Raw genomic sequence first — 24079 nt, 5'->3', positions numbered from 1 at the left:
GTATATGTCATGAAAAAACTTCGCGTCCTTGCGCCTTTGCGGTAAGAATCTTGATTGTCAGTTGCGCGCGACCGTGAAAATACACCGGCTACAGGAAATATAACCGCCAGGCACGCCAAGTTTTTGAGCTTCTTTGCTTACTTTGCGATAACAACAAAAACGCACTCTTGCGAATGCGTTTTCAGCGGAGAGGGCGGGATTCGAATGTCATCCCCTCAATGGGGGCCCGCAACCGGACAAAACAAAAACGCACTCTTGCGAATGCGTTTTCAGCGGAGAGGCGGGATTCGAATGTCATCCCCTCAATGGGGGCGCGCGACCAGACAAAACAAAAACGCACTCTTGCGAATGCGTTTTCAGCGGAGAGGGCGGGATTCGAACCCGCGACCGGTTTTACCCGGCACTCACTTAGCAGGCGAGCCCATTCAGCCACTCTGGCACCTCCCCGATTTGATTTACGAATTTATTTTAATCGCAAATCGTCAACCGTCAATCGAAATCGGCTGGCGGAGGGAGTGGGATTCGAACCCACGTTGGTGTGACCCAAACATGTTTTCAAGACATGCGCCTTCAGCCGCTCGGCCATCCCTCCAATTTCCATTTTTTTCGGAAGCGGATGCGATTTTACCATAACAAAACCGTCGACCTGAAGTTTGACGGTGAGGAAGAGAATATTGAGCAGGAAATGGGAGCGACAGATTCACTTGCGGAAATGATCATAGATGGCGATTGCAATGATAATGCCGATCACTGCCAAGACGATCCAGATAAGAATCATAGAGTGCTTCTTCTTCTGATTACAACTATCATAGTAAAGATGGCGCCCCACCCGCGCCGTCTAACTATTCAACCATTTACTATTCACTGCTCGACTAAATCACACCCAACTTCTTCCCCACGTTCTTGAAAGCCTCCAAGCCTTTATCGAGATCATCCTTCGAGTGCGCGGCAGAGATCATCACGCGGATTCTCGCTTTGCCCTGCGGCACGGTCGGGTAGCCAATGGACATCGCGAACACGCCTCCTTCGAACAACTCGCGGCTGAACTGTTGTGCGAGCGGCGCCTCACCAAGCATGACCGGTGTGATGGGTGTTTCGCTCATGCCGGTATTGAAACCAAGGTTCTTCATTTCGGCTTTGAAGTATTTGGCGTTCTCCCAAAGTTTATCCACCAGTTGAGTCGAATCTTCGAGCAAGTCAACGGCAGCCAGACAAGCCGCCGCATCTGGGACGGTCACTGCCGAAGAGAACAGGAAGGGGCGTCCACGCTGGCGCAACCATTCGATGATGACCGCTTTGCCCGCCACGATCCCGCCCACCACGCCGAAGGCTTTGGACATCGTGCCGACTTCCACGTCTACTTTGCCGTGCAAGCCGAAGTGATTGACGATGCCGCGTCCGCCCTTGCCGAGCACGCCTTCGCCATGCGCATCGTCCACCATTAGAAGAATGTCGTACTTCTTCGCCACTTCGTAAATATCGGGCAGGGGCGCAATGTCGCCGTCCATGCTGAAGACGCCGTCTGTGATAATGAGCGCGCGGCGGTAATCTTTCAGGTTGGCTTTTATCTGCTCTTCGAGCGATCTCACGTCGTTGTGTTCATACGCGATGATCTTCGCGCCGGAGAGGCGGCAGCCATCAATGATGGATGCGTGATTCAATCTGTCCGAAAAGATCACATCTTCCTTCCCAACCAAACCGGGAATGGTGGCTAAATTGGCGGTAAACCCGCTTTGGAATGTGATCGCCGCTTCCACCCCTTTGAACTGTGCCAGGCGTTTTTCGAGTTCCACGTGCAAGGTCATCGTCCCTGCGATCGAGCGCACCGCGGCGGGACCCACGCCCATTTCATCCGTTGCCTTTTTTGAAGCCGTAACCAGGGCAGGGTGATTGGCAAGCCCCAGATAATTGTTCGAACAAAAATTCAAAACATTTTTGCCATCCACCAGGAGCCATGCGCCCTGCGGCGAACCAATAGTGCGGATGTTGTTATATAACCCCTGCGATTTCAAGCCATCGATCTCCTGCTGGATCCAATCGATTTTCGACATGATATCTCCTTGTTGAACGTTCGGTTTCATTATAGCGATTTCAAATGACGCGGTGTGTCACGAATCTATTTGTCACTTATCACTTCCGCCAGCACTCCCAGCTCGGCAAGTTCCGCCAACACTTTATGGATGGCTCCGCTTTTGACAACCACTGCGGTCGGGCTGAGGAGTTCGCCAAGGAATTTCCCCGCCTTCGACTTTCGCATCTCTTCCATAATCTCGGGCCTGCTGACTCTTAGCACATGCAGACTCTCCACCCGGGCTTCGGATCCGTTCGCATCCCAGCGCTTCAATGCCTTGACCAATGCAGGCGGGACCGAGCCGTTCGTGTACTTGACCAGCATCGCAAGTAACTGCTCGGCTTTCAATCCCTGTTCGCTGGCGCGTTTCAATGATTCAGCCGAAATGCGGTAAAAATATTCATCTCCCTTTGGCTCATCCCACTCGCAGAACCGCGCCAGTTGATAGCGCACTGCGCGCGAAAACAAACGCGGGACGGTGATTCTTCCAGTGGAAGTGGTGATGATCTTGTTGTCTTTGCTCCCGCTGTCGTCCCCGGCGCCGCCATGAGCAGGGCGAAACGCCGTCGCTTCTTTGTCCTCCTCCGGCGATGCCAGGTCAGCCTGCCCCAGCCAATGAAGCGTTTGAATGACATATTTCACCAACGCGCCATCCACTGAATCCCAATACGCGAATCCCCGCAGGTAGGTGCCGTCCGATTCGCGCCTGATGAACCAGGAGTCGTAATCCCCGGCGGGACGTTGGAAATCCGGGTATTTTTCCTTGACTGCTTTAACGAAGGCTGGAATGCTCCACCACTTGCCTTGTGGGATGTCGCTGATGAGATTTGTCAAGAAATCGCGCGTCACTTGCGGCTGATTCTTCCATTCGCCCTCACAGACGATACCGGGGATCAAACGCAATTCATCGAAGGTGGTAGAGTCGAGCCAGGCGTTGTAGAGCATGTCCAAAGCTTCTGCGCGGGGGACTTCGAGAAATTTTTTGACGGCTTCGGGATGCAATCCCTTGTCTTTGATAAGGCCGGCCGTTTCAAGTAATTTTTGCAGGTCGGGCTTCAAGTGCAACGCGCTTTTTTCTTCGCCAATACGCAATGCAGCCAGGTAGGTGGTTGCATTGTCGAGGATGTGGTCGGTGGCGGGAATCTCGAAGGCTTTTTCAATGGGCGTGGCTGGGCGGCCCAACGGCTCGTTTTGACTCCTCCCCCTCTTCGGCGTGATTGCGGCGGCATCCTCGTCATGCCCCTCCCCGCCAATGATCTCGAGCAAATCCTCGGGGATGTAGGCGAATTCCTGCGCGCCCTTTTCGGTATCGAAGAATGCTTTGGAGATCAAGCCGCGATAATACAAAACTTCTGCGATGGAAACAGGCTTAAGGTGCGGACGTTCGCGGTCGCGTTTGCCTGAACCCATCTCGCGGATCTCGCCGTATTTGCGTGTGAAGATCGTCCATTCGATTTTTCCATCTGCGGCGGCGAGTTCGTTCAGCGCGGAGCGGGCGTCGGCGGGGAGAACCTCCAGGGTTTCGGAGACAGTTTCAAGGTCCAGCAAAGAGGCGCAGAGTTCTTCAAGTGCCGAATCAACGCCGGCGGATTCCAATTCCAATCTCCATAGTTCAGCGATGATGCGTAGATGTCCGATATCAGCTCTTTGAAGACTTTGCTCGAGGGTGGGCATGGCTGGATTCTAACATCCTGCGTAGCGAATTTGCATTTCAGGGTTTTTACTGGCAAAGGAGATATACCATGACTTTATTGTTTTCGATACTGCGGGTTCTTCATATCATATCCGGCATTCTTTGGGCGGGCGGGGCGGTCGCGATGTATTTTTTCATCGTCCCGACCATCGGCGCGACGGGCGATTCAGGCAAGCAGTTTGCCGGGCATTTAATGGGCAGGACGAGTTTTACCCCATTCATGATGATCGTGGGCCTGACTACGGTCCTTGCGGGGTCGGTTCTTTATGGAATTGATTCAAGCTGGTTCCAATCCGCCTGGATGCGGACGCCGACAGGCATTGGGTTCGGGACCGGCGCGACAGCCGGCATACTGGCTTTCATCTTTGGTGTGATGGTGGGTAATACGAATAAGGCGTTGGCGGCTTTGGGGGCGCAGATCCAGGGAAAACCCACCCCAGAGCAAATGTCCGCATTGCAGGCGCTTCAGAAGCGCCAGGCGCTGGTTGGCAGATTAAATGCATACTTCATCATGATCTCGATCTTTTTCATGGCATCAGCGCGCTTGTTTGGATAGCCACTCACAAAACCCACCCCGAAATTAAGGTTTCGTGGGTGAGTTCGTTTATAAAGAACAAATGGGACGCTGATAATCGCTGAATACGCGGATTTTTAATACCTTTTCCGCGTAAATCTGCGCTCGTCCGCGTCCCAAATTAAATTCGGGGTTGATTATGTTTTTTATTTAACCGTGAACCACTCTCAGGGCTTGGGGCAATATTTCGAAACTTGCCTTTTTGAGGTTGCTTCCGAAACTGGTGAAGATCTCCCCGTCGGCATGGATGTAGAGCGGCAGGCTCGAGGTGATGGACATTTTTTTGAATTCGCCCATGCGAATCTGTTTGAAGCGCATGTGCGTTCCGCTCATGAACTCGGGCACGAGGCGGAACATCATGGCACGCGAAACCCTGGTGACGGCAACGCTTTCCATTTTGCCGTCGTCGTTCTTTGAATCGGGAGAGAGCATGAAGCCGCCGCCTTCGCGCGGACCGTTGCACAGCGTGAGCATGAGCAGTTCGTCGTCCCAGTTCCCGCTGTCTGCTTCGACATGCATGCGCGCCGGGTTGTGGTTGAGGAGGATGGTCTGGATGACTGCCGTGAGGTACATCAGAAAGCCTTTGACGACGGGCAGTTTATGCGAGCGGATGGTCACGACCGCGTCGAAACCGATGCCGAGCGTGTTGTCGAAATATTCCCTGCGTCCGTGCTCGTCGGTCATCAAGCCAATGTCCACGGGTTTGACGACTTCCGCTTTGAGGGCATGCGCAAGCGCATGGTCGGCTTTTTGTGTGATGCCGATGGAATAGGCAAAGTCGTTGCCTGAGCCGATGGGGACGACGCCCATCACGGGTCGTTTCTCCACTGGGACCTGCATCAGGCCATTCGTCACCTCATGCACCGTACCATCCCCGCCCATGGCGATGACCATGTCGCACCCTTCCTCTGCGGCTTGTTTTGCCAATTCGATGGCGTGTGTGGGATAGACCGTCCCGCTCCAGGTGAGTTCGCCCTTGAATTCCTGCGCAATGGGGCGCAGGTCGTTGGCGGTCTTCCAGGCGCGGCCCATGTCTGCCATGGGATTGAGAATCAACTTGACTTTGCGGGGCATCGGCGTTCTCCTGAACTTGTTTATGGATATAACCCCGGCTTTGGGGCTTTGTTTCCCCAAAAAAACTTATGCCGTTTCCTTGGCCTTGAGCGGATTTAACTTTCCTGTGACGCCCTTGGCAAGGGTAAACTGACCCCGGTTGTATTTCTTGGCGTGGTATAAAGCCGAATCTGCGGCGCGGAGCAGGTCGCTTGGATTAAGCGCGTGAGTCGGATACACGGCAATGCCCGCCGTAATGCCCAGTTTGATTTCCTTACCCGTTGGGAACGGGAAGCGGTATTCGCTCATCAATTCGATCACTTTCCTTGTGACCGTTTGTGCCGCCTCGATGTCCGTGCTCCGCATGACCAGAGTCAGTTCGTCGCCTCCGTATCGCGCCAGGAAATCGGAACTGCGCATGCGTTGGGCGAGGAAGTTGAAAAGGGAATAAAGCAATTCGTCGCCCACATTATGACCGAAATTATCGTTCACCCCCTTGAAACCGTCCAGGTCCATCATCACCACCGTGAAGGGCAAACCGGTCTGTTGGGCAAGCCGCCACTCTTCCTGCAGGCGCTCGTCCAGGGCGCGGCGGTTGGGGAGCCCGGTTACGCTGTCGGTGTTCGCCATTTGACTCAGGCGCTTATAGAGGCGGGCATTGTAGATCGCCACCGCCGCCTGGTCCGCCAGCAGATTGATCAAACGCAATTCTGAACGGGAAAACCTGCCCGTTACGGTCCGTGACAAGTTCATGACACCCAGGATCTCATCTTTGAATTTGAGCGGGATGCCGATGATCGAACCTGCCCAGCCAGCCGGCCTGTCTTTGTAGATTGGATGGGTGGATATATCTTCGACGATGATCGGTTTGCCCGTCTTGACGACGGAATGGGTCAGCCCTTCCTTGCGCGGTGTGGAAATGGGTTTATTTCTTTCCCCATTGACGTTCAGGGATGCGCCGAATTCGAGTGCGCCGCGATCGAACAGGTAGAAATGCACCGCGTGCGCGTTTTTGACCAGGTTTATGGCTTCCGTCACCATGGCATCCAGCACTTTTTGCAGGTCCAGGTTCGAGGTCAGGTTGAGGCTGATGCGCTGAAGCGCATCCAGTTCGTCCGCCTGATGTTTGACGGTGGACATCAGCGAATGTTTCGAGATGATCTCCTGTGTGATCGGCTTGACGTTATCGCCTTCGGTTTTCTGCGGATCGGGGAATCGTTCGCGCGCCTCGATCAGGACCTGGATCAACTTCAGGATGGCTTTCTTTTCCTCGGGCGGGATGGAATTATCGTGAGAAATGATCTCCCACGCGCGTGAGAAAACCGTCTCGTTTTTTTTCTGATTTCCGTCCATTTCGTTAAGTGATACATCCAGGAATGGCATACACGAGCCCTTTGGGCTATTATACACTTTCAATCTCGATGGCGAGCGCCGAATATGGTCTGTGTTAGAATGACTTTAATTCGTTTTCATTGAGGTTCATGTGTCTGATTCATCCAAATCCGTCGATGCAGCGCGGGGGAAGCCTGCTCCCGCCACGCCTCTCAGTGCCCGCCGCCGCGCTCTGGTGATCGGCGCTTCGGAGGGGATGGGCGCGGCTCTTTCCCGGAAACTTGCCGGGGAGGGATATTCAGTGGCGTTGGTGGCCCGCCAGAAGGAAAAGCTGAACGCCTTGTGCGCGGAGATCAACACGAACGGCGGGATGCGCGCGCTGGCATATCCCCATGACGTGACCAAATACAAGGAAGTTCCGGCTTTGCTTCGCCGGATCGTCGCCGACATGGGCGGGTTGGATGTCGTCATCTTCCTTGCGGGGGTGAACTATCCGCCCGGCGGAATGGATAAATACAATTTCGAGAACGACCGTCAGATGGTGGAGACCAACCTCATCGGCGCGATGGCGTGGCTCACACCGGTCGCCGAAATGTTCCAAAACGCAAAAACCGGGCAGATCGTCGGAATCGGTTCCGTCGCAGGCGACCGCGGACGGGTGGGCAACCCCGGCTATAACACTTCAAAGGGCGGCTTGCATGTATATCTCGAAGCGCTGCGCAACCGGTTGACACGCCACGGCGTGAATGTGCTGACCGTCAAACCGGGGTTTGTCAAAACGGAAATGCTCAAAGCCGCGGTTGGACCAACCCCCTTTGCCATCCCTGCCGAAAAAGCGGCGGATGACATCTACAAAGCCATGCGCAGGCGGAGGCAAACCGTTTATACGCCTTTCTTCTGGTCGTATATCATGTTCGTCATCCGGCATATTCCATCTTTCATTTTCAGGCGGATGTCTTTCTAACGATAAAACCTGACAGGTCTTCAACACCTGTCAGGTTTCATGAACAACCATGTTCAATACATTCAAACAATTCGACAACTTCGGTCATTCATTGAACGCGCCCGGGTATCACATCCAGGCGCGCACTGCCGACGATATCCTTTCCGCGTTCGAGCTTGCCAAAAAACACGGGCTCACCGTCACCGCGCGCGGAGCGGGGCGCAGTTACAACGACGCCGCGCTCAACGGCGGCGGCATCGTGCTGGATATGTCGGCGATGAATCTGATCCAGTCTTGGAATCCCACAACCGGCGTGGTGCGAGCCGAGTCCGGCGTCACGCTCGAGCAGCTCTGGCAGAAAGTCGAACCCGACGGCTGGTGGCCCCCCGTCGTCTCCGGGACGATGAAAACGACGCTGGGCGGTTGTTTATCGGCGAACATTCACGGTAAAAACAATTTCAAAATGGGCACGTTCGGCGAACACGTCATTGAGTTCACAGCGATCCTGCCCACCGGCGCGGAGGTGACCTGTTCCCCAAAATTCAACGCGGACCTTTTCCACGCGATGATCAGCGGATACGGGTTGCTCGGCATCTTCACTTCTGTGACCATGCAGATGAAACGCCTCCATTCCGGACTTTTGACCGTGGATGCGTTCCCTGTGCCGAATCTCAGCCGACACCTTTCCGCATTGCATGACGGCGCGCCGAACAACGATTACATCGTCGGCTGGCTCGATACGTTTGCAGGCGGGCGTTCACTTGGGCGCGGACAGATCCATGCCGCGCGATATTTGCACGAAGGTGAGGATAAGAATCCGGGCGAGTCAATGAAGTTGAAGAACCAAATTTTGCCGCCCTATATCTTCGGCGTCTTTCCAAAATCCCTTCTTTATCACTTCATGAAACCGTTTGCGAATAATTTGGGCTGGTCGCTGGTGAACCTGGCGAAGTATGCCGCGTCATTGCGGACTCACACCTTCCGCCAGGCGCATGCGGCGTTTCACTTCCTTTTGGATTATGTGCCGAACTGGGAACTTTCCTATGGGCGCGGCGGGTTGATCCAATACCAGTCTTTTCTGCCCAAAGAGACCGCCGAAGCCGCATGGACGGAGATCATCACGCTCTCGAAGAAGCGCGGTATGCCCTCCTACCTCGGCGTGACCAAACGCCACCGCCCCGATAGATTCCTGCTCACCCACGCCGTGGACGGCTTCTCCTTTGCGATGGATTTTAGAGTAACGCGCTCGAACCAAGCCAAAATGCGTGAGATGCTTTTCGAGTTCGACAGAATCGTCCTTGCACATGGCGGACGTTTCTACTTCGCCAAGAACAGCGAAACCACCGCCGAAACCGCGCTCGCCTTCTACGGTGAAGAGACTGTGAAAAAATTCAAGCGCCTCAAGAAACGCTGTGACCCGAACGGGCTGCTGGAGTCGGATCTATATAGAAGGATTTTTGGGTAGGGGCGAGGTTACCTCGCCCCTACAGGTTTATTATCGGTATGAACATCGAAATCCAAGACCTCGGTTTGATCGATTACGAATCTGCCTGGAAGCTGCAAGACGAATATGCGGCGCAGATCGCGGAAGGGAAACGTCCGCCGACCTTGCTTTTGCTCGAACACCCGCACGTCTACACATTCGGGCGGAAGGGCAACGCGGATAATTTACTCTGGAATGAAACTCAACTAAAAGAAAAGGGGATCTCCACTCACTGGGTGGACCGCGGCGGCGACGTGACCTATCACGGACCTGGTCAGTTGGTGGGGTATCCGTTGATTCCCTTAAACCCAATAAAACCTGACAGGTCTCACGAAGAATTGTCTGATTTGGAGAATTCCGCTGGGAGACCTGTCAGGTTTACAGCCGATACACCTGTCAGGTCTGATTACGTTGGCTACATTCGCAAACTAGAGGAAATGCTCGTTGGGGTATTAATGCAATTTGGAATCGCATCAGGACAAATCCCCGGAAAGACCGGCGTATGGGTTCAAGCCGACGTTCACTCGCGCTGTCCGCGCTGCTCACCTGAAGACCGCAAGAAGCCCGCCAAGATCGCCGCCATCGGCGTCAAAGTGGATGTGAACGGTGTGACCCGCCATGGCTTTGCGTTGAATGTGAACCCGGATATGGATTACTGGAACGGTATCATCCCCTGCGGCTTGCCCGAGCCGGTCGTTTCATTGGCAGATTTGCTCGACCCTGTGCCGACGATGGAAGATGTGAAGGCAAGGTTAAAAGACGCCTTTTTTCATTTCTTTCCTTCAGCCACCTGAATTGAAACCGATTTTTTCTGTCTGTATTTAATGGCGGGCTTGGCGTTCATCAACCGTATCAATGTCCGCAAGGCTTCATTGACCGATTCGGAGTCGGGGAAATATTCCATCACATCGGGCGCAAGCACAACCGTTCCCGCCGTAATAGCGTAGTGATTGACAACCACGCTCCCATCTCGCTTTGTGACACGGGTTGTATAGCCCTTGTTCAACGGACGGTAAAACTTGCCGCGCTCGGCTTTGCTGAAATCGTATTCCAGGCGCATATCTTTGCTTTTCTTTTTCTTAGTAGTTTTCATATCGTTTCTTTTCGACCTTCGTAGCCTTTCTTGCGCTGATCAATCGAATTCGGGTTTTGCGAAACGTGTGGATTACAGTCAACAAACGGGCGATGACAGAGCTGCCAATGGAAACAAATCTTTCTTCATGTTCTGAATGGTCCGGGTCTAATATGGTGGCGATGTTCGGATCGTTGAAAATCGTGGCGGCCTCATCGAAACTTACGCCGTGCTTCTTGAGGTTGCTTTCCGCTTTTTCGTTATCCCATTCGAATTCTGTATCTTCCATGATGTTTGAACCCTTGAATTATACCTTCCAAAATTGCTAAAACACCAGAAAAATCACCAACGCCAAAATAGCGGGGACGGCTTGAATGTAAAAGATGCGTTTGCTGACTGTGAACGCGCCGAAAATCCCCGCGATGATGACGCAACTCAAAAAGAATATTTTCACCGCGTCGTCTGCAAATAATCCCCATATCAGACCGGCGGCGAGGAAGCCGTTGTATAGTCCCTGATTCATGGCGAGTGTCTTTGATTGCTTGGCTTGCTCCTCCGTCATGCGAAAAGACTTCATCCCGCGCGGCTTATCCCATAGGAACATTTCGAGGTAGAGAAAGAAAAAGTGCAAGAGGGCAACGATCACGATAAGAATATCTGATACGAGTTTCATGCGGTTCTCCTTTGGGTAGGTCACGCTTTTAGCGTGACGTCACGTTACAAACGTGACATACAGTATAGCAGGGACAAAACAGAACAAAAATTCTGTTATACTGACCGCAATGATTTGTATGGGCGAGGTCACCTCGCCCATACGAGAGGAATTATGGCAAAAACCAAAACCCACACCCGATTTGTCTGCCAGCAATGCGGACGAGTCTCCGCATCCTACATGGGCAAATGCCCGCAGTGCGGAGCGTTCGACAGCATGGTGGAGGAAGTCATCCACGATGAGCCTGTGGCGAAGAAAGGCGCGGTCAACGTCCGCGGGCTGACGGGCCGCTCGGAGCCGCGTCCTATTTCCGAGGTCAGCGGTGAGGCGGAAGACCGTGTCCACCTGCCCATCGGCGAGTTTGCGCGCGTCCTCGGCGGAGGCATCGTCCCCGGTTCCATCGTACTTGTGGGCGGCGACCCGGGCATCGGCAAATCCACGTTGATGCTGCAAATGGCGATGGAGATGGCGAAGGTGCAGCGCGTGCTGTATGTTTCGGGCGAAGAGTCGGAACGGCAGATCAAGATGCGCGCTTCACGTTTGTTCAACGGCGGGAAGGATTTGCCCAAGGATTTGCTGTTGGTGACGGAGACCAACCTTGAGATCATTTTGAATCACGTCCGCGAATCAAAACCGGACCTGTTGATCGTTGACTCCATCCAGACCACGTATCTCGCTGAATTGGATTCTTCGGCGGGCTCGGTTTCGCAGGTGCGCGAATGTTCGTCGCAGTTGCGCGAGTTGGCGAAATCCACCGGCTTGACCGTTTTCATGATCGGTCACGTAACGAAGGAAGGTTCCATTGCCGGTCCGCGTGTGTTGGAGCATATCGTGGATACGGTCTTGTATTTGGAGGGAGATCGTTTTCAAGCGTATCGTCTGTTGCGCTCGGTGAAGAACCGCTTTGGCGCGACATCCGAAGTGGGCGTGTTCGAAATGCGCGAAGGCGGCTTGAATGAAGTACTGAATCCATCCGAGGCATTTTTGGCGGAGCGTTTGGTCAATGCCGCAGGTTCTGCCATTGCAGTGACGATGGAAGGCACACGTCCCATTCTCGTGGAAGTGCAGGGATTAACCTCGCCGACTCAATTTGGCAATGCGCGCCGCACCCCGAACGGCGTGGACTTTAATCGTCTGCTATTGATAACGGCTGTTCTCACACGTCGTGTCGGGTTAAAACTTGCCGAGCAGGATGTCTTCGTCAACGTGGTGGGCGGTATCCAGATCGACGAACCCGCCGCAGATTTGGCTGTCGCCGCCGCCATTGCTTCTTCATGGAAGGATGTTCCCATTCAAGCCAATCTTGTTCTCATCGGCGAGATCGGCTTGGCGGGCGAATTGCGTATGCCTGGGCAAATGGTGGCGCGTCTGCGTGAGGCGCAGAAGCTTGGTTTCAAAACTGCCATCGTCCCGAAAGCGATTCGCAAAGGCGAAGAATATCCGAAAGGAATCGAGATCATCGAAGTCCGCTCGGTGGACCAGGCGTTGGATAAGGCGTTGAAAACCACAGATAAACGCGGATAAACGCAGATTCACCCCACCAATTTATCTGTGTTCATCTGTGTGAAAAGAGGAAAGAAATGTGCCGAAGTATCAAACCCCTTAGAAATATGGATCACCCCGTCACCGAGCAGGAGATCTACGAAGCCGCTTTGCAATATGTGAGAAAAGTCAGCGGGTATCGCAAACCGTCCAAAGTAAATGAAGAGGCGTTCAACAAAGCCATCGAAGAAGTCGCCGCATCCACGCGCAAAATGTTGGGGTTATTGACAACGAAGACCCTTCAAGAAAAATCATGAAGCGGGTCATCCTTCTTGGTCCGATTCTGTTCGCAAGCGTCCTCACCATTCTCACCCTCGTCAATTACGAATTCCTCCTCAGCCTCGGCTGGCATCCCATAAACGATCCCACATTCGACTGGCCCAGCGGGCTGGCGCTCGGTCGCTTCGGATGGATCATGACCCTGACCTTTATCGCCACGGGATTTATCATGACTCTCTTCGCCCGCCGCCTCTTTCTGGACCTCAAGCCTGGCATTGCTTCCAAACTTGGTGCAACGCTGATGGCGTTCGCTGGTCTATTCCTCGCCGCCTTAGCCTTCACCACCGACCCGACGATTCGAGACTATCCCGCCACCTGGCATGGACGTTTGCATGACCTCTCATTTGTCTTGCTTGGTCTAAGTCTCTTTCCCGCCATGATCGTCCTCGGCTTCGCCTTCCGCGCCGATGAGCGTTGGAAGAACTTATCTCTTTATACATGGGGGACACTCGCTTTAGCAGGACCCGCCTTCTTCATCAAAGGCGCCGCGTTCTACCTCTTCCTGCTGGCGATTTTGGTGTGGAATGAGATCGCGGCGATCCGTTTGAATTCCCAATCCTAACCTACCCAAATGGCTAGATTGACCCTGGTCGTAAAATATACTATTATTTCGACATCGAAATAATTGACGTCAAAGGAGTTTCGATATGCCCACCCATTATTCTGGAACCCGCGCAGAAATGCGCACCCTCGACACGTTCATAAAACTGACCCGTTGTACCAATTCCCTGCTGGCGCGGTTGGCAGAACGTAATTCGATCGGGGACCTGACCTATTCGCAGTTCGCAGTCTTGGAGTCGCTGTATCACCTGGGGCATATGACCCAGGGCGAGATCAGCAGCAAGGTATTGAAAAGCGGCAGCAATATGACCACCGTCATCGATAATCTCGAACGCGATGGCTTGGTCCGCAGGGAACGCGATGAAAAAGACCGCAGGGTGATCCATGTTCATTTGACAGAGGCAGGCACGAGTAAGATCGAGGCGGTGCTTCCCGGTCATGTGGCGGTATTGGTGGACGAGTTCAGCATCCTGACGGTGAAGGAACTGGAGACATTGGGTGAACTGTGCAAGAAGTTAGGTAAAGGAAGGGCGTCTGAATGAGCATCAAAGGCGCACAGGAACGGATCACAAAGGCGGTCACATCCTGGGCAGGTGTGACAGTGCAACCGCATCGTTTCGGCGGCGTTGAGTATGTGATCGGCAAACGTGAAATCGGGCATATTCACGGCGACCACATGGTGGATATTCCCTTTCCGAAGAAAGTGCGCGATGTGCTCGTCGCCGCAGGACGTGCGCAGCCGCATCACCTTTTGCCGGAGACAGGTTGGATCAGTTTCTACCTCCAACAGGAAGACGATGTGGAAAAGGCAATAGCATTATTTCGTGAAAGTGTTGAGATCGCACAAAAACAAAAACCAAAAACTATAGAGGTATAAAATGAGCAACAAACTTATCGCGGTAACAGGCGCCACCGGGCAACAAGGCGGCGCTGTAGCAAGAAAACTTTTGGCAGAAGGCTGGCAGGTCCGTGCATTGACGCGTGATATCAACAAGCCTGCGGCACATGAATTGAAATCGCTCGGCGCAGAACTCGTCGCAGGCGATATGGAAAACCGAGCCAACCTCGATGCCGCCTTCAATGGCGTCTACGGCGTCTTCAGCGTGCAGAACTTCTGGCTGCCGAACGTCGGCTTCGAAGGCGAGATCAAGCAAGGCAAAGCCGTTGCCGATGCCGCCAAAGCCGCAGGCGTGAAGCACTTGGTGTACTCTTCGGTCGGGTCGGCGCACCGCGGCATGGGACAGAAACATTTCGAGAGCAAGTGGATCATCGAACAATACATCCACACCCTTGGCGTGCCTTACACCATTTTGCGCCCTGTGGCATTCATGGACAACCATAACTGGAGCCGCGCGTACATTTTGAGCGGCACGTTCTCGGGCAATGGTACCCGTCCCGACAAAGCCACCCAGATCATTGCGGTTGAAGATATCGGCGTGTTTGCCGCCCTGGCATTCGCGAACCCCAAAGAATATCTCAGCAAGACCCTTGAACTGGCGGGTGATGAACTGACCGAGCCGCAACTTGCCGAGATGTTCACCAAGATGATCGGACGTCCTGTAACGCTGACCGCGCCAACCGGTGGATGGGGCAACGCCTCGGAGGAAGAAATGAAAGCCGCCTATGAATTCTTCAACGGCAAAGGCTACGATGCGGATATTGCCGCGCTTCGCAAACTTCACCCGGGTTTATTGACCTTTGAACAATATCTTCTCAAGAATGGCTGGAAGAACCAACAGCCGATCCCCATCCCTGAAAAGAATGGTTGGGGATAACAAATTAAAAAATGCACAAAGCAGGTCAGAGAATATCTGACCTGCTTTGTCTTTAATCCTAAAAATTCCTGATTGTCAGCAAATTATATATAATTTACAATCCGCGCCAATTCAAGGAATCATTCCCCCATGCTAAATCTCAACCTCAAAAACACCCCCTTCCACGAACGGACGTCCGCGTTGTGCCAGCCGCAGAATTGGCGCAAGTGGGCGGGCTATTTTGTCGTCGGCTCGTACGAGCATGTGCTCGACCGCGAGTATTGGGCGATCCGCAACTCGGCGGCGCTCATTGATGTCTCGCCGCTGATCAAGTACATCATCAAAGGCAAGGATGCGGCGGCTCTCCTTCACCGTGTCACCACCCGCGATGTCCACAAGATGAAAGTGGGACAAGTCGCCTACACCGGCTGGTGCGATGAAGAAGGCAAGATGATCGACGATGGCACGATCTCACGCCTCGAAGAGCAGACCTTTCGCCTGACTGCTGCGGAACCGAATCTGCGCTGGCTGATGATGAATGCGGTTGGCATGGATGTGTCCATCACCGAAGTAACCGATGACGTGGCGGCGCTCAGTTTTCAGGGACCAAATACCCGCAAGGTGCTGAACAAGGTGGTTGAGAAACCAGTGGACGAGTTGAAGTACTTCCGTTTGATGACCAACAAAATCAAAGGCGTGGAAGTGACCATCTCGCGCACCGGTTACACCGGCGACCTCGGCTACGAGATTTGGATGGACGCCAAAGATGCGCTCAAAGTATGGGACACCCTCATGGAGTCCGGTTCTGATTACGGCATTACCCCCGTTGGCATCCTCGCCATGGACATGGCACGCGTGGAAGCGGGTCTCTTCATGCTTGATGTCGATTACACCTCCGCTTCTCATGCATGGATCGAATCGCAGAAATCCTCTCCCTTCGAGTTGGGGCTCGATTGGACAGTTGCCCTCGATAAACCCGGTTACTTCGTCGGTCGCCGCGCGTTGGAAAAAGAAAAGCGCGAAGGCTCAGCCTGGAAGATGGTCGGCTTGGCAGTGGATTGGGTCGGCATGGAAAAATTATTCAGCAAGGTCGGCTTGCCGCCGCAAATCCCTGGCTCGGCAGTCCGCGCCAGTCTGCCTGTGATGGTGGGCGGTGTGCAGGTGGGGTATGCCTCCACGTCCACATGGTCGCCATTGCTCAAGACCTATATCGCCCTCGCGCATTTGCAGAAACCATATTACGAAATCGGCACCGATGTAACCATGGAAATCACAGTGGAACATCACCGCCGCCAAGCACCTGCAAAAGTGGTCAAACTGCCGTTCTACGAGCCGGAGTGGAAAAAACGTTAGCAAGTTACAGGTTTGAAAGTTGAAAAGTTAAAACCTGTAAACCTTCAAACCTGCAACCTTCAAACAGAAAAGAAGAACTTATGACATCAAACAATTATGACGCAATCATCATCGGCGGCGGTCACAACGGACTTGTGGCTGGCGCGTACCTTGCCCGCGCAGGCAAAAAAGTGGTCGTGCTCGAACGCCGACCCATCGTCGGCGGCGCGGCAGTGACCGAGGAAATTTTCCCCGGCTACAAGTTCACTGAATTTTCCTATGTGGTGAGTTTGCTGCGCCCGGAGATCATCCGCGATCTGGAACTGCCCAAGCACGGATTAAAAATCCTGCCGCTGCCTTCCACCTTCACTCCCATAGAAAATGGCGACTACCTCGCCTCCTGGGATGACCACGACCTGACCCGCCGCGAGTTGTATCGTCACTCGCCCAAAGACGCCGAAGCCTACGACGAGTACGCCCGCGTCATGGCGCGCGCCGCAAAAGCCATCAAGCCGATCATCAACCTCATCCCCCCCGATCCCTCATCCCTGAGTCCTCGTGACTTGGTTGGCTTGCTCAAAGTCGGTCAATACGCAGCGGGACTCTCCGAAAAAGAACTCTACACCATCGCCAAACTCGCCACGCAATCTTCCGCGGACTTGCTCGAAGAATGGTTCGAGACCGACGCGCTCAAAGGCACCAAAGCCGCCAGCGGCATCATCGGCACCTATCTCGGACCGCGCTCTCCCGGCACGGCGTATGTCTTGCTCCATCACTACATGGGCGAAATTGACGGCGCCTTCCGCGCCTGGGGTTTTGCCAAGAACGGTTCCGGCGGAGTCAGTGGCTCGATCTATAACGCGTCGCAAGCGCTTGGGGTGGAGGTCAGAGTCAACTCAAGCGTGCAGCAGGTCAAGGTCAAGGGTGGACGCGCTGTAGGTGTCATCCTCGAAAATGGCGATGAACTCGATTCCAAAGTCGTGATGTCCGCCGCCGACCCGAAGCGCACCTTCCTGCAATTTGTCGAGCAGAAACATCTGCCCGATGATTTTGTCACCTCGATTCAAAACTTCCGCACACGCGGTTCGTCGGGCAAGGTCAATATTGCTTTGAGCAAACTGCCGAACTTCACCGCGCTGCCATATGGCAACCCCGCAACAGGTGCGGGGCACGGCGGCGCGAACTCGGTTCTGCATCGCGGCGCGGTTTCGATCAGCCCGAGCATTGATTACATCGAACGCGCTTATGACGATGCGAAGTACGGGCAGATCTCGAAACGTCCCTATCTCGACATGATCTTCCCCTCGATGATCGACCCCGACATGGCGCCTCCCGGACATCACGTGATGTCTTGCTTCGTGCAGTACGCGCCCTACGACCTCGAAGGCGGCTGGACAGACCAACGCCGTGACGAACTCGGCGAAGCGGTCATCGCCACCATCGAGCAATACGCGCCGAACATCCGCGAGTGCATCGTGGGTATGCAGGTCATCTCGCCGAAAGACATCGAACGCATCGCGGGCATCACCGGCGGCAACATCTTCCACGGCGAACTGCTGCTGCACCAAATTTTCTTCCTGCGTCCCACCCCGCAATGGGCAGACTTCCGCACCCCGCTCAAAGGCTACTACTTCGGCGCGAGCGGCGCACACCCCGGCGGCGGCGTGATGGGCGCGCCCGGCATGTTGGCGGCAAAAGAAATTCTCAAGGACGGTATGCTATGAGCCACTACGACAACATCATCATCGGCGCGGGGCACAACGGACTTGTCGCTGCCGCCTATCTCGCCAAGCAAGGCAAAAAAGTTTTGGTTCTCGAACGCCGTTCCATCGTCGGCGGTTCGGTAGTCACAGAATCTTTTGGAGATAATTTTTCTGTGGACTCTCTCCACACCGGCGGGACTCTCCGCCCAGACATTATCAAAGACCTGAAACTCGCCTCTCACGGACTTCAGCCTGATTCTGCTCCCCAGCCTTTCATCACCCTGTTAGCGGATGGTTCCCCCCTCACGCTCGACGCCGAGTCCATCAAACGCATCTCCGAAAAAGACGCGGCGAGCTTCCCTGAATTTGTGCGCTTCATGAACAAAGCCGCGCAGATCATGGACGTGACCTACTCCACCATCATGCCGCGCCTGCCGATGAACTTTGGCTTCAAAGAAGGCTATGGCTTGCTCGAATGGGCACTTGAATTAAAACTCGCCGGTCGCAAAGACATGCTCAACTTCATCCGCGCCCTGCCGATGACCGCGCAAGAACTCGTGGAGGAATACTTCGAGTCCGAAGTTGTCAAAGTCGCGATTTGCGCCGTTGCCATTCACGGCTCGACGCTTAGTCCAATGGGCGCAGGCACCGGCTACACCCTCATCCACAATTGGATGAATCGCGGCGGGCTGGCTCACAAGAATGTTGGCAAAGCAGGCGAGATCACAACGGCTTTAGCGAATGCTGTCAAAGCCTTTGGCGGTGAAATTAGAACTGAGGCAGAAGTAACGAGTATCCGAGTGGAAAACCAAGTGGCGAAGGGCGTTGTTCTTGCCAACGGTGAAGAGATTTCCGCGAATGTCATTCTCTCCGCCGCAGACCCGAAACATACCCTGCTCAAACTCGTCGGTCCGCGCGAGTTGCCGCCCGAATTCGTCTGGCATACCCAGTCCATCAAAATGCGCGGATCGGTGGCGAAAATCCACTTACAGACCAACGGCAATCATGGCATCCCCGCAGGGACAGTCGTCCTCGCCCCATCCATCAAATATCTCGAAAAAGCCTACGACGCGGCGAAGTACGGCGAAATTTCCGAGAAACCCTATTTGGAAGTTACTACGTCGGGCAATACTGTTTCTATCCATTTCCAGTTTGCGCCGTATGCTTTGAAAAAGAGCAGTTGGCAGGTTGAAGGTTCGAAAGTTGAGAAGTTAGCGATTGACATACTTTCAGAACATTTCGTAAATCTGAAATCGTCAATCGTAAATTCAAAGACCATCACTCCTCAAGACCTAGAGGACACCTACGGTCTCACCGAAGGCGACCTCAACCACGGTCAACTCATGCTCGACCAGTTCCTGTTCATGCGTCCGATACCGGGCTGGTCGAACCACAAGACACCGATTGATAATTTGTATTTATGTGGCAGCGGAGTCCACGGCGGAGGCGGGGTCAGCGGCGCGGCGGGACGGAATGTGGTCCGAGCCGTGAAGTAAGCCAGACATCCCGGGCATGGCTTCGGATGTTTTCTTTGATGATAGAATGCAAAGATGGCAAAGCCAGCGATCCTGACCGTTGATGACGATCCATCAGTTCTCAACTCTGTTGAACGCGACTTGCGCTTGAAGTATGGACAGGACTATCGCATTCTCCCCGTCAACTCCGGCAAAGCTGCATTGGAATATTTGATTAAACTCGAACAGCGCGGCGAAACCGTCGCGCTGTTTTTGGTCGACCAGCGCATGCCGGAAATGAGCGGCACGGAATTTTTGGCTGAGGCGATGAAGACCTTCCCGCATGCCAAACGGGTCTTGCTCACTGCATATGCAGATACAAAAGCAGCAATTGATTCGATCAACGAAGTGGGGCTTGATTATTATTTGATGAAACCCTGGCATCCTCCCGAGGAAAAACTGTATCCGGTTCTCGACGAGTTATTGGAGGATTGGAGGATTCATGTTCGACTGCCGTATGAAGGCATCCGAGTCGCCGGGACGTTATGGTCGCTTGCAAGCCATGAGGTGAAGGATTTCCTCACGCGGCATCAGATTCCCTATCAATGGCTCGATATCGAAAAGGATTCAAACGCGCGAAGCCTGGTCGAAAGCGCGACCGGTGAAACAAAACTTCCCGTCATCTTCTTTCCCGGTGGGACAACTCTCATCCAGCCGGACTTGAAATCGCTGGCGGATAAAGTCGGATTGCAAACGCAGGCGGAACTTCCGTTTTATGATGTGATCGTGATCGGGAGCGGTCCCGCCGGGCTGGCAGCGGCTGTGTATGCAGGCTCCGAAGGCTTGAAATGTCTCGTCATCGAAAAAGCCGCGCCGGGCGGGCAGGCGGGCTCGAGCCCGAAGATCGAAAATTATCTCGGCTTTCCGGCTGGCATCTCGGGCGATGATCTCACGCGCCGCGCGGTCTCGCAGGCAAAACGATTCGGCGTGGAAATTTTATCGGCGCAGGAGGCAGTTCAGGTCGGAGTCAAAGAGGCGTATCGGATCGTCAAGTTAAAGGATGGGACGGAGATTTCGTCTCATGCGGTATTGATCGCAACAGGCGCGTCGTTCCACACTTTGAAGATGCCCGGCGCGGAGAATCTTACCGGTGCGGGAATCTATTACGGCGCGGCGTACACCGAAGCGATGAACTACATGGATAAAAATGTCTTTGTCGTGGGCGGCGCGAACTCGGCGGCGCAGGGCGCGATCTATCTCAGCCGTTTTGCGAGCAGGGTCACGGTGCTGATCCGCGGACACGCCCCCACTGCGTCGAAATATCTTGTCGATGCGCTGAAAGAAAACAAGAAGATAGAGATGCTGACGGATACGGATTTGATCGAGGTGAAGGGTACGAACACGCTCGAAGGGATCGTCGTCACGAATACCAAGAGGAACGAAACGAAGTCTTTCGATGCCGCGGCTTTGTTCGTTTTCATCGGCGTGCGTCCGCAAAGCCAGGTCGTTTCGGGATTGGTGAAGTGCAGCGACAAGGGATATATCCTCACGGGACCCGATGTGATGGAAGAAAAATCCCCGCCTCGCGGCTGGACCCTCGACCGGGATCCGTTTCTGTTGGAGACATCCACACCGGGGATTTTTGCCGCAGGCGATGTGCGCTATGGAACAAACCATCGGGTCGCTTCGGCGGTCGGCGAAGGCGCGATCGCCTATGCGTTGATCAAGGAATATTTGAAGGGATTGTAAATAAATTCCGCTGGTTGAGTAGTCGCGCTGCAAGCGCCACGTATCGAAACCAGCGCGTTGAGATCAATCAAGAGATTATATGGAAACATGGTGGTCTCGTTACGGGCTTCTCCCCACCCGACCACCGGTTTATTTTTGAGATATATGAACTTAAACGACCTTCGCAAATCCCCCCTCTTTCAGGGACTCTCCGACGATGAGTTGCAGCGACTCGTGGACATGGCGGAGCCTCTTTCCCTGCGTGCTGGTGAGTGTTTGATCCGGCAGGGAGATATGGGCGATGCGGCTTTCGTCGTTCTGGGCGGGGAATTGGAGATTCAAAAACAGACCGGTAAATCGTTGATCAAAATAGACGTGCGCAACCCCGGCGATGTGGTCGGTGAAATGGCGCTGCTTTCGAACGCGACCCGAAATGCTTCGGTGATTGCGAAGAGCAATGTCGAGGTTTTGCGGATCCCGCAGGATGCCTTCGTCTCCCTGCTGACCTCCAGCCCCGGCGCGGCAATGACGGTCCTGCATTGGGTCATGGCGCGGCTTCAGCAGAATGAGGCGCTTCTGCATCAACAGGAAAAGATGGCGGCGCTGGGCACGTTGAGCGCGGGGCTGGCTCACGAGTTGAACAATCCCGCCGCGGCGGCTCAGAGAAGCGCCGCTGAGTTGAACCGCGCGTTGATCAAATGGCAGATGTTGACACACGAAGTCGAAGCGGCGGCGTTGAAGGAAGAAAAGATCGAATGGTTGACCGGACTGATGAATGAAGCGACACGGCATTATGAGTCGCCGGTCAAACTCGAGGCGTTGGATAGGCTCGACCGGGTGGAATCGCTTCAGGACTGGCTCGAGGCGAACGGAGTCGAATCCGCCTGGGAGTTTGCGCCCGCGATGGTCAATTTCGGGTGGGATGGTCCGTCGCTGGAAAAATTGAAAAGCACAACGTTTTTTACAACCGCCGTGCGATGGCTGGGAATAAGCTGCCTGGTGATGGGGTTGCTCTCCGAAGTGCGCGAAACGACGGAACGGCTTTCGGGCATCGTGCGCGCGATGAAATCTTATACCTATCTCGATCAGGCGCCCCTGCTCGAAGTGGATTTGCATGAAGGTTTGGAAAATACGCTCACCATCCTCCAGCATAAATTGAAACAGGGCGTGACGATAAAACGGGAATATTCGCCAAGCCTGCCGCGCATCGAAGCTTATGCCAGCGAGTTGAACCAGGTCTGGACGAATATCATCGATAACGCCATTGATGCCATGAGTGGTAAAGGTGAGATCATCCTGCGGACGTATCAATTGGATGATAAGGCAATGGTTGAAATCATGGATAACGGACCGGGCATTCCCGGAGAAATCCAGCCGCGTATCTTCGAGCCGTTCTTTACCACGAAACCGCCCGGGAGCGGCACAGGATTGGGACTCCACATCTCGCACGACATCATCGTCAACCGCCATCACGGGCAGATCAAGGTCGAATCCAAACCCGGCGAGACGAAATTCAAAGTGATATTACCGGTGAGAATCACCAAAGGAGACGGAAGCCATGAACAATGAACAGTTGAGGGAAATCCTTTTATCTGCAAAGACGATCGCAAGCGTGGGGCTGTCATCCAGCGATGAAAAGGAAAGTTATCACATCGCCGCTTATCTGCAGGAGCAGGGCTATCGCATCATTCCTGTCAACCCGACAGCGAAGGAGATCCTCGGCGAAAAGGCGTATGCGAGTCTTTCCGAGATTCCCGATAAGGTGGATATCGTCCAGTTGTTCCGCAAATCGGAGGATGTGCCGCCGTATGTGGACGAGGCGATCCGCATCGGCGCGAAGGTCGTCTGGATGCAGGTGGGAATCGAGAACGAGCAAGCCGCGGCGAAAGCGCGCGCCGCGGGCTTGCAGGTTGTGATGAACGCCTGTCTGCGCATCACGCATCGGACCTTGATCGGTCCAAAGCCGGTCAGTTTATAGGCGCGCGCATTTCAGCATCATCGCGTGAGGGTCGCGCCCAAAGGCGAGTCGTTTTGCCCATGTGCTGGGGAAATTGCGCAGGGATGTTGAATCCATCGTTTCGGATTTCCTGATGAGCCAGCCTGCCCGACTCAAATTCTCGCGCACCCGCTCCGCGCCGTCTTCGAGAGTCCAGCCTGCTTCGGATAAAGCGCCTCCGTTCAAGCGGACCTCGAGCCGGGCACCCGAACCCAAAATGGATTCAAGCCCGAGCATAAGCCTGGCATCGTCATTCAATAAACTGTCCAGCAGGCTGCCCCATGGAAAATTGATGGTGACCTGCGAGACCAGCCCGGTCAACTCATGCGGCAGGGATTGCGCGCTGGCAATGACGTAAAGCAGGTTCGGCAGACTCGCGCGTGAATGCTCACGCAGGTTCTCGCGGCACGAGTCCACGCCGATGACGAAGTGGCCGGGAAAATTATCAGCGAGATTAAAGGCAAATTTGCCATCGCCCGTTCCCAGGTCCAGGATGATGCGGTTGTGATTCGCGATCCGCGCGCGTAATTGATCCAAATCCATATCAAGGGACGTTTTGCCCCGAATCGTTTCCATTTGAAACCTCCAATTTGTCGAATGTGGGAATGTCGGCAAATTGGAGCGGGGCGGCGCGCGGGCGCGATTAAATGCAAACGGACGGCCGCGTCAGGCGCCGTCGAGATCGTCGGGCGTTGGTTTTTTACGGATCAGGATGAAGCATGAATTTACCCCTTGGGCTTCATAGGTTAAGACTTAGCAGGGAGGGCGGGTCCTGTTCATGAGATCGATGATAGCAC

Annotated in this window: 24 protein-coding genes and 2 tRNA genes; 16 read left to right on the top strand and 10 right to left on the bottom strand. The window is 54.2% G+C overall.

What is annotated here, in order from left to right:
* Nucleotides 1-360: 360 nt before the first annotated feature.
* The 4 genes from HS100_05775 to HS100_05760 form a co-directional block, all read right to left on the bottom strand.
* A tRNA-Ser gene (locus tag HS100_05775) sits at nt 361-447 on the bottom strand.
* 57 nt (nt 448-504) lie between these two features.
* Nucleotides 505-592, bottom strand: a tRNA-Ser gene (locus tag HS100_05770).
* A 280-nt stretch (nt 593-872) separates the two neighbouring features.
* The gene (locus HS100_05765; GenBank protein MBE7433403.1) at nt 873-2054 is read right to left on the bottom strand and encodes a glycine C-acetyltransferase; all 1182 of its coding nucleotides are present in this window, start codon (nt 2052-2054) and stop codon (nt 873-875) included.
* 62 nt (nt 2055-2116) lie between these two features.
* Nucleotides 2117-3745, bottom strand: coding sequence for a helicase-associated domain-containing protein (locus HS100_05760; GenBank protein MBE7433402.1), 1629 nt, complete (start codon nt 3743-3745; stop codon nt 2117-2119).
* A gap of 68 nt (nt 3746-3813) precedes the next feature.
* Here HS100_05760 and HS100_05755 point away from each other — a divergent pair, with 68 nt between their 5' ends.
* Nucleotides 3814-4320, top strand: coding sequence for a DUF1772 domain-containing protein (locus HS100_05755; GenBank protein MBE7433401.1), 507 nt, complete (start codon nt 3814-3816; stop codon nt 4318-4320).
* Between the two features lie 168 nt (nt 4321-4488).
* Here the strand turns inward: HS100_05755 and HS100_05750 are convergent, their stop codons facing one another.
* The gene (locus HS100_05750) at nt 4489-5412 is read right to left on the bottom strand and encodes a diacylglycerol kinase family lipid kinase (protein MBE7433400.1); all 924 of its coding nucleotides are present in this window, start codon (nt 5410-5412) and stop codon (nt 4489-4491) included.
* 66 nt (nt 5413-5478) lie between these two features.
* Complete coding sequence (locus tag HS100_05745) at nt 5479-6774, bottom strand: GGDEF domain-containing protein (protein ID MBE7433399.1); 1296 nt, start codon at nt 6772-6774, stop codon at nt 5479-5481.
* A 100-nt stretch (nt 6775-6874) separates the two neighbouring features.
* On the opposite strand from HS100_05745, the gene HS100_05740 reads away from it, so the two are divergent.
* From HS100_05740 to HS100_05730, 3 genes are read left to right on the top strand one after another with little or no spacing between them, the layout of a single operon-like run.
* Nucleotides 6875-7687, top strand: a complete 813-nt coding sequence (locus tag HS100_05740; protein MBE7433398.1) for an SDR family NAD(P)-dependent oxidoreductase — start codon at nt 6875-6877, stop codon at nt 7685-7687.
* Nucleotides 7688-7736: 49 nt separating this feature from the next.
* Nucleotides 7737-9131, top strand: a complete 1395-nt coding sequence (locus tag HS100_05735) for an FAD-binding oxidoreductase (protein ID MBE7433397.1) — start codon at nt 7737-7739, stop codon at nt 9129-9131.
* Nucleotides 9132-9169: 38 nt separating this feature from the next.
* Nucleotides 9170-9943 carry a lipoyl(octanoyl) transferase gene (locus HS100_05730; GenBank protein ID MBE7433396.1) on the top strand — a complete coding sequence of 258 codons (774 nt, stop codon included), beginning with the start codon at nt 9170-9172 and terminating at the stop codon, nt 9941-9943.
* On the opposite strand, the gene HS100_05725 is transcribed toward HS100_05730, so the two are convergent.
* From HS100_05725 to HS100_05715, 3 genes are read right to left on the bottom strand one after another with little or no spacing between them, the layout of a single operon-like run.
* Nucleotides 9919-10242, bottom strand: a complete 324-nt coding sequence (locus HS100_05725; protein MBE7433395.1) for a hypothetical protein — start codon at nt 10240-10242, stop codon at nt 9919-9921. The genes HS100_05730 and HS100_05725 overlap by 25 nt on opposite strands.
* Nucleotides 10229-10510 (bottom strand): BrnT family toxin, encoded by a 282-nt coding sequence (locus tag HS100_05720; GenBank protein ID MBE7433394.1) that lies wholly within the window; start codon nt 10508-10510, stop codon nt 10229-10231. The genes HS100_05725 and HS100_05720 overlap by 14 nt, the downstream gene beginning before the upstream one ends.
* A 36-nt stretch (nt 10511-10546) precedes the next feature.
* On the bottom strand, nt 10547-10894 hold the full coding sequence (locus tag HS100_05715) for a DUF1304 domain-containing protein (protein MBE7433393.1): 348 nt from the start codon (nt 10892-10894) through the stop codon (nt 10547-10549).
* 153 nt (nt 10895-11047) lie between these two features.
* Between HS100_05715 and radA the strand changes: the two genes are divergently transcribed.
* The 12 genes from radA (at nt 11048) to HS100_05655 (ending at nt 23264) form a co-directional block, all read left to right on the top strand.
* Nucleotides 11048-12457, top strand: a complete 1410-nt coding sequence (radA, locus tag HS100_05710; protein MBE7433392.1) for a DNA repair protein RadA — start codon at nt 11048-11050, stop codon at nt 12455-12457.
* A 56-nt stretch (nt 12458-12513) separates the two neighbouring features.
* Nucleotides 12514-12732, top strand: coding sequence for a DUF2277 domain-containing protein (locus HS100_05705; GenBank protein MBE7433391.1), 219 nt, complete (start codon nt 12514-12516; stop codon nt 12730-12732).
* Entirely contained in the window at nt 12729-13316 is a 588-nt protein-coding gene (locus HS100_05700; GenBank protein MBE7433390.1) for a DUF998 domain-containing protein, read from the top strand. Before HS100_05705 ends, HS100_05700 begins: the two co-directional genes overlap by 4 nt.
* Nucleotides 13317-13401: 85 nt before the next feature.
* Entirely contained in the window at nt 13402-13857 is a 456-nt protein-coding gene (locus tag HS100_05695; protein ID MBE7433389.1) for a MarR family transcriptional regulator, read from the top strand.
* Entirely contained in the window at nt 13854-14192 is a 339-nt protein-coding gene (locus HS100_05690; protein MBE7433388.1) for a DUF5519 family protein, read from the top strand. Before HS100_05695 ends, HS100_05690 begins: the two co-directional genes overlap by 4 nt.
* A 1-nt stretch (nt 14193) precedes the next feature.
* Nucleotides 14194-15090 carry an NmrA/HSCARG family protein gene (locus HS100_05685; protein MBE7433387.1) on the top strand — a complete coding sequence of 299 codons (897 nt, stop codon included), beginning with the start codon at nt 14194-14196 and terminating at the stop codon, nt 15088-15090.
* A gap of 129 nt (nt 15091-15219) precedes the next feature.
* Nucleotides 15220-16422: an aminomethyl transferase family protein gene (locus tag HS100_05680; protein ID MBE7433386.1), complete on the top strand. Its 1203-nt coding sequence runs from the start codon at nt 15220-15222 to the stop codon at nt 16420-16422.
* Between the two features lie 80 nt (nt 16423-16502).
* A complete protein-coding gene (locus HS100_05675; protein ID MBE7433385.1) occupies nt 16503-18125 on the top strand; it encodes an NAD(P)/FAD-dependent oxidoreductase in 1623 nt (540 codons plus the stop codon).
* The gene (locus tag HS100_05670; protein ID MBE7433384.1) at nt 18122-19600 is read left to right on the top strand and encodes an NAD(P)/FAD-dependent oxidoreductase; all 1479 of its coding nucleotides are present in this window, start codon (nt 18122-18124) and stop codon (nt 19598-19600) included. Before HS100_05675 ends, HS100_05670 begins: the two co-directional genes overlap by 4 nt.
* A gap of 54 nt (nt 19601-19654) precedes the next feature.
* On the top strand, nt 19655-21307 hold the full coding sequence (locus HS100_05665; GenBank protein MBE7433383.1) for an FAD-dependent oxidoreductase: 1653 nt from the start codon (nt 19655-19657) through the stop codon (nt 21305-21307).
* A 144-nt stretch (nt 21308-21451) separates the two neighbouring features.
* Nucleotides 21452-22855, top strand: a complete 1404-nt coding sequence (locus HS100_05660; protein MBE7433382.1) for a cyclic nucleotide-binding domain-containing protein — start codon at nt 21452-21454, stop codon at nt 22853-22855.
* Nucleotides 22845-23264, top strand: coding sequence for a CoA-binding protein (locus HS100_05655; protein MBE7433381.1), 420 nt, complete (start codon nt 22845-22847; stop codon nt 23262-23264). The genes HS100_05660 and HS100_05655 overlap by 11 nt, the downstream gene beginning before the upstream one ends.
* Here the strand turns inward: HS100_05655 and HS100_05650 are convergent.
* Nucleotides 23259-23858 (bottom strand): class I SAM-dependent methyltransferase, encoded by a 600-nt coding sequence (locus HS100_05650; protein ID MBE7433380.1) that lies wholly within the window; start codon nt 23856-23858, stop codon nt 23259-23261. The genes HS100_05655 and HS100_05650 overlap by 6 nt on opposite strands.
* Between the last annotated feature and the right edge of the window lie 221 nt (nt 23859-24079).

It is taken from the genome of Anaerolineales bacterium (assembly GCA_015075725.1).
Lineage (GTDB): Bacteria > Chloroflexota > Anaerolineae > Anaerolineales > Villigracilaceae > Villigracilis.
This window is presented reverse-complemented; position numbering and strand designations above follow the sequence as displayed.

Excerpts from the sequence above, each read along its gene's own strand:
- HS100_05720 (MBE7433394.1), bottom strand. The coding sequence starts at position 10,510 with ATGGAAGATACAGAATTCGAATGGGATAACGAAAAAGCGGAAAGCAAC.
- HS100_05715 (MBE7433393.1), bottom strand. The coding sequence starts at position 10,894 with ATGAAACTCGTATCAGATATTCTTATCGTGATCGTTGCCCTCTTGCAC.
- HS100_05700 (MBE7433390.1), top strand. The coding sequence starts at position 12,729 with ATGAAGCGGGTCATCCTTCTTGGTCCGATTCTGTTCGCAAGCGTCCTC.
- HS100_05755 (MBE7433401.1), top strand. The coding sequence starts at position 3,814 with ATGACTTTATTGTTTTCGATACTGCGGGTTCTTCATATCATATCCGGC.
- HS100_05750 (MBE7433400.1), bottom strand. The coding sequence starts at position 5,412 with ATGCCCCGCAAAGTCAAGTTGATTCTCAATCCCATGGCAGACATGGGC.
- HS100_05665 (MBE7433383.1), top strand. The coding sequence starts at position 19,655 with ATGGCAAAGCCAGCGATCCTGACCGTTGATGACGATCCATCAGTTCTC.
- HS100_05690 (MBE7433388.1), top strand. The coding sequence starts at position 13,854 with ATGAGCATCAAAGGCGCACAGGAACGGATCACAAAGGCGGTCACATCC.
- HS100_05745 (MBE7433399.1), bottom strand. The coding sequence starts at position 6,774 with ATGCCATTCCTGGATGTATCACTTAACGAAATGGACGGAAATCAGAAA.
- HS100_05670 (MBE7433384.1), top strand. The coding sequence starts at position 18,122 with ATGAGCCACTACGACAACATCATCATCGGCGCGGGGCACAACGGACTT.
- HS100_05735 (MBE7433397.1), top strand. The coding sequence starts at position 7,737 with ATGTTCAATACATTCAAACAATTCGACAACTTCGGTCATTCATTGAAC.
- HS100_05705 (MBE7433391.1), top strand. The coding sequence starts at position 12,514 with ATGTGCCGAAGTATCAAACCCCTTAGAAATATGGATCACCCCGTCACC.
- HS100_05660 (MBE7433382.1), top strand. The coding sequence starts at position 21,452 with ATGAACTTAAACGACCTTCGCAAATCCCCCCTCTTTCAGGGACTCTCC.
- HS100_05685 (MBE7433387.1), top strand. The coding sequence starts at position 14,194 with ATGAGCAACAAACTTATCGCGGTAACAGGCGCCACCGGGCAACAAGGC.
- HS100_05675 (MBE7433385.1), top strand. The coding sequence starts at position 16,503 with ATGACATCAAACAATTATGACGCAATCATCATCGGCGGCGGTCACAAC.
- HS100_05650 (MBE7433380.1), bottom strand. The coding sequence starts at position 23,858 with ATGGAAACGATTCGGGGCAAAACGTCCCTTGATATGGATTTGGATCAA.
- HS100_05695 (MBE7433389.1), top strand. The coding sequence starts at position 13,402 with ATGCCCACCCATTATTCTGGAACCCGCGCAGAAATGCGCACCCTCGAC.
- HS100_05730 (MBE7433396.1), top strand. The coding sequence starts at position 9,170 with ATGAACATCGAAATCCAAGACCTCGGTTTGATCGATTACGAATCTGCC.
- HS100_05680 (MBE7433386.1), top strand. The coding sequence starts at position 15,220 with ATGCTAAATCTCAACCTCAAAAACACCCCCTTCCACGAACGGACGTCC.
- HS100_05655 (MBE7433381.1), top strand. The coding sequence starts at position 22,845 with ATGAACAATGAACAGTTGAGGGAAATCCTTTTATCTGCAAAGACGATC.
- HS100_05760 (MBE7433402.1), bottom strand. The coding sequence starts at position 3,745 with ATGCCCACCCTCGAGCAAAGTCTTCAAAGAGCTGATATCGGACATCTA.
- radA (MBE7433392.1), top strand. The coding sequence starts at position 11,048 with ATGGCAAAAACCAAAACCCACACCCGATTTGTCTGCCAGCAATGCGGA.
- HS100_05725 (MBE7433395.1), bottom strand. The coding sequence starts at position 10,242 with ATGAAAACTACTAAGAAAAAGAAAAGCAAAGATATGCGCCTGGAATAC.